3 protein-coding genes and 1 pseudogene are annotated in these 4,668 nt (G+C 51.5%); all 4 read right to left on the minus strand.

Translation table 11 applies throughout. From position 1 onward, the window contains the following. Nucleotides 1-229: 229 nt before the first annotated feature. Nucleotides 230-847, minus strand: coding sequence for a lactate utilization protein (locus AC1WIP_RS11755; RefSeq protein WP_481142006.1), 618 nt, complete (start codon nucleotides 845-847; stop codon nucleotides 230-232). A gap of 275 nt (nucleotides 848-1,122) precedes the next feature. Next, the gene (locus tag AC1WIP_RS11760) at nucleotides 1,123-2,556 is read right to left on the minus strand and encodes a sodium:solute symporter family protein (RefSeq protein ID WP_481142007.1); all 1,434 of its coding nucleotides are present in this window, start codon (nucleotides 2,554-2,556) and stop codon (nucleotides 1,123-1,125) included. A 340-nt stretch (nucleotides 2,557-2,896) separates the two neighbouring features. Continuing rightward, nucleotides 2,897-4,183, minus strand: a complete 1,287-nt coding sequence (gene hutI, locus AC1WIP_RS11765; protein WP_481142008.1) for an imidazolonepropionase — start codon at nucleotides 4,181-4,183, stop codon at nucleotides 2,897-2,899. Nucleotides 4,184-4,378: 195 nt separating this feature from the next. Beyond that, nucleotides 4,379-4,668, minus strand: a pseudogene (locus AC1WIP_RS11770) (glutamate formimidoyltransferase); the annotation flags it as partial.

Genomic DNA, 4,668 nt, shown 5'->3' on the forward strand with positions numbered 1-4,668 from the left:
GTGTGCCCGAGCACCACGGGGCCGGATGACAAGGGTAAGAAAAACAGCTCTGCCGCCCTTGACATCCACCCCCACCTGCGCTCCCTTGTGAACAGGGAGGCAGCCGGTTAAACCTGCCGCCTCCCTGAATAAATTCCGCTCTGTTCGCAGCCGAACCAGAGCCTGCACAGAATTTGGGATTGCCCCGCTGCCCCCGGTTTCGGCAGTCAGAGGACTGCTTTTACACATATCAAAGCCCAAGCTCCTCGTCAATCAGAACAATTTCAACCTCGTCCGTATCCAGAAGCTTGTTCAGATAAATTGCCAAGACATTGCAAATTCGAGCGGGACTTTTACAGTCATAGCAGCGATCTCCTGTTTTCGCACAGGGAGTGTCATAGCCCCGCCGCATTGCGTTTTGGGGGGCTACTATATTTCGCACACGTGCAACCGCATCGTCCAGATTTTTGGTAATCTTGTTGGTCCCTAAAATAAAATAGACCTTCTTATGTCCAAACAACGACCCGGCAACTCGATTCCCTGTCCCATCCATATTGACCAGAATTCCATCATTTGTAATCGCATTGACAGAGGTCATGAACACTTCCGCTGTGAGGCACTCTTTTGCCACACAAACAAATTCGCTGTCATCAGAGGTAACGGCGGGATCGAGCACCCGGTTTTCACGGGAAAGCGCCTCGTTTAACTGCATTTCGTGCATGGTGAGAGAATCCCCAAAGCCAATCACCTTATCCTTATTGCAAGAACAAAGGTACTGGGTCGCATCCTCCTTTGAGGCAAAAAAGGAGACTTTATACCGTTTTTCCTCCAGCGCATGTATGAGCGCTTCAAGTTCGCTTTTATTCATTGCAGTTCCCATCCTCACATTCTGTATTGCAGCAGGGCGGCAATTCCTGAATCTCCTTGTTCTGATGGCAGCCGGCACGGAAACGAAGCTGAACCTTGGGCTTCGATTCCGCGGCAGGGCCGGTTGCCTGTTTACAAGCTCCCGCTCCATGCCCGCGGCGCCTTTTGCAGCTGTGTATGGCGCTCCCTGGGAAAAAGCATGCTGCCGCAAATCCCTGGATTTGCGGCAGCATGCGGAAGGATTCGGGCAAGTATGCGGACAGGGAAACGGAATCCTTAACCTGCCGCCGCCTTGGGCACCTTCCCCTTGGTTGCCATACCCACAATAACCGCCACAATAATTGTCCCTGGGAAGCTCAGCAGAAGGCCGCCTCCAATAATTGACGTCAGGGAGGAAATCTGCGTAGCGGCCAGCCCGGCCAGCACACCGACCACCATTCCGCTCCCGACAGCGTAAGGCGTACGAATTTCTTTGTTGGCAAACCGGGTAAAGAGAATGATAGCGGCAATCGGGCCAGCGCTGAGGCCGGCAGAATAGTTAAAGAAGTTCACAATGGAGCCGCCCTGGAGCGCCCAGTACATAGACACAAAGCCAAAGAGCAGGCTGACAATGCGTCCGGCGCGCAATACCTTTTTGTCATCCGCTTTGGGGTTAATCAGGTTCTGATAAATGTCGTGACTGATATTCACCGACAGCGAGTTCAGGCAGGAGTCGGCAGTTGACATTGTGGCCATCATAATACAGGCCAGGAACGCCAAACAGAGCACATCGCTTGCATGGGAAGACAGGAACCAGGAAAGCGCTTCATCGGGAATCAGATTCGGATTCAGGCTGCGGATGGCCATGCCGGTAATAGGAGCGCCAATTCCCCAAATAAAGGTCAATATGCCGGTGACAATCAAGGAAAATCTTGCGGTTTTTTCAGAATCCGCCGCATAAATTCTCTGATAAGAGGTCTGGTTGCTCAGGAACTCCGTGATTCCGTAAATAACGTAGGCCAGCATCGCATAAGAGGACAGATCCTTTAGCTGGAAGAGGTTGGACATGTCCTCAGGCAGCGCGCTGATGGTGGCGCCCACACCGCCGGTCATAATAACCGGCTGAGGCGCGATGATCAGGAACAGGACGAACAGGATCATAAACTGCAGGGTATCGGTGTATACCACGGAAGTAAATCCACCAAATACAGAATACCCCATAACCACAGCGGCAGTAATAATTACCCCCACGGTAAAGTCAATACCCAACACACCGCTCATCATTCGCGCAGAAGCAGAAAACTGGCTGGCCGTCCAGGTAATGGGAATGACCATGACAACCACGGTGACAATAGCGGTAACAACTTTGTTTTGATAGACATCCGCAAAATAGTCAGGCAGCGACGTAAACTTTTTGGCGCGAAATGTCTTGACCAGGAAGAAGGCTGCAACCAGGGGGCCGATTCCCTGGAGCGCGCAGTACCAAAACGCCGCAAAGCCTTGCTGATAGCCATAGGACACCCAAGCCATGGTCATGGCGCCGCCGATCCAAGTTGCTAACTGGGTGCAGGTGATAAGCAGCTTTCCCATGTGGCGGCCGCCGACAAAGAAATCATCTGTATCTTTTACATTTCGGCCCGCCCAAACACCAACCAACAAATTTAAAAGGATGATGATACCAAAGATAATTAAACCAGTTGCTCGAAATGAACTTGATACGCTGATATCCATTGAGTTTCCTCCCTTTCATATACATTTACAACCGTAACGTACATACAAGAGTCGATTGCAAAACCCGGCCCCAGACAGGCAGAACGGCATGGCCCGCTGAACGTTCAACCAGTCGTATGCCTCCTGATAACAATACCTTTTGTACCAAACTGTGCCTTCCTTTCCTGATGTAAACGCCCCTCCTTTCCAGTTTTCTTACATTCCCCTGCACATCATCCGCTTAGCTTTTCCGCATCTCCCTCCGGCGTTTTGCAATTCTCACATATTGCTAAACCAGTTGCTGAATTGCCCGTATGCTTCTTTGTCCGGCCCGCTTTGCAGCCCCGCAAATCCTTTTATGCTATTTGGAGAGCAAAGTGCCGTGACTTGCAACCAGTTTGCCCCGTTTAAACACTTTTTCCGCCAGATTAACACCAAAGTGATACATCAGAAATTCAATATCCGGCGCATCCCAGACAACAATGTCCGCTAATTTTCCAACCTCCAAGCTGCCAATGGTGTCTCCCCGGTTTACACTGTATGCCGCATTGATTGTCACAGCGGTCATAATTTCCCTGGCCGTCATGCGCATTTCAATGCTGGCCAAATTCATAATGGGCTGCATAGACTCCGTAGGCGAGGTGTTGGGGTTAAAGTCTGTGGCCAGGGCAACAGGCACCCCCGCATCCAGCATTTTTCTAACCGGGGCATACTGGTCCATCATAAGATAAAACGGTGTGCCGGGGAGCAGGTTGGCGATGACGCCCGCTTCTGCCATGGCCTTAATTCCCTCATCCGAAATGCGGAGCAGATGCTCGGCAGAGATGGCGCCCACTTCCGCCGCCAGCTCCGCGCCACCGGTAGAGGCCAGCTCATCTGCGTGTATGCGGGGCAGCATGCCGTGTTTTTTCCCCGCCTCCAAAACCCGCCTGGATTCCTCCACTGTGAACTCCCCGATTTCGCACCATACATCGCAGAACTCAGCAAGTCCCTCTTTCTCTACCAGCGGCATCATTTCATTGATGACCAGATCCACATACGCCTCCTGGTTTTCCGCATACTCCTTGGGAACATAGTGTGCCCCCAGAAATGTAGGCACCAGGTCAATAACGTGTGTCTTATTGAGCTCCTTGATAACCCGAAGCTGCTTCAGCTCAGACTCTACTGTCAGCCCCCGACCGCTTTTGGCCTCCGCGGTGGTAGTGCCATTCTCCACCATCCGATCCAGCGTTTTGGACACTACCTTTTTCAGCCGCTCTTCAGAAGCTTCCCGCGTATTGTTCACTAAAATATCGTTGCCGCCCCGTGCCGCAATCTCCATATAGCCAAGGCCTTGGAGCTTTAATGCCAGATCCTCCTGTCTCCAGCCGTCAAACACCAAGTGAACATGAGGATCGATCAGACCCGGCGTCACCAGATTTCCACAGGCATCTATAATTTCCGCCCGGTCAATCTCAAAATCCTTTAAGATATCCTCCGTACCTACCGCGGCAATTTTTTCGCCCTGAATCACAATGCACCCGTTGTGAATTACCTCAAACTGTTCGATATCCTTTTTTGTTCTGGCGCGGGAAGGACCCGCCATCGTGACAAGCTGGCCAATGTTTTTAATAACTGTATCGGCTACCACAACATACAACCTCCCCATATAGTGTGCATTTCCCTTTTCTGTGCCATGGCCAATATCTTTCTGATGAAACCGGTTGTCGGGGACCTGCATGGTTTCTCTGAGAATTGAGGCCCCGCGACGCAAAGCCTTTCAGGGGCTGAGAACGGACATTTTGGTATACCGCCTCTGCTCCGTCCCTCAAATATTGGGGGCCCAGCTCCACATCCCGCGCGCTCACTGAAGCTTCGCGTTTAAATAATCGTAAAGGCGCTTTTCAATGATCTGCTCCTGTGAGAAGGCGCTGTTGAGCTTTACATAGTGACATGCCAAATCCACCAGCGCGTCCCTCGGCACCATTCCAATCAGCTCGCTCTCTATTACACAGGTGCCATACCGCTCAGCTTCCGCCTTGATCAGCTCATAGGGCTTGTAGAGCGGCGTCTTGCGGTAATTGACATCATCCATGGAGACCTGCACCAGGTTATTATCCAGCTTTACCCCAATGGATTTGATATTTTTTAACC

The sequence above is a fragment of the Acetatifactor sp. genome, assembly GCF_982438285.1.

What these genes read in the sequence shown, in the direction of transcription:
- AC1WIP_RS11755 (WP_481142006.1), bottom strand. Translation starts at nt 847, where the DNA reads ATGAATAAAAGCGAACTTGAAGCGCTCATACATGCGCTGGAGGAAAAA.
- AC1WIP_RS11760 (WP_481142007.1), bottom strand. Translation starts at nt 2,556, where the DNA reads ATGGATATCAGCGTATCAAGTTCATTTCGAGCAACTGGTTTAATTATC.
- hutI (WP_481142008.1), bottom strand. Translation starts at nt 4,183, where the DNA reads ATGGGGAGGTTGTATGTTGTGGTAGCCGATACAGTTATTAAAAACATT.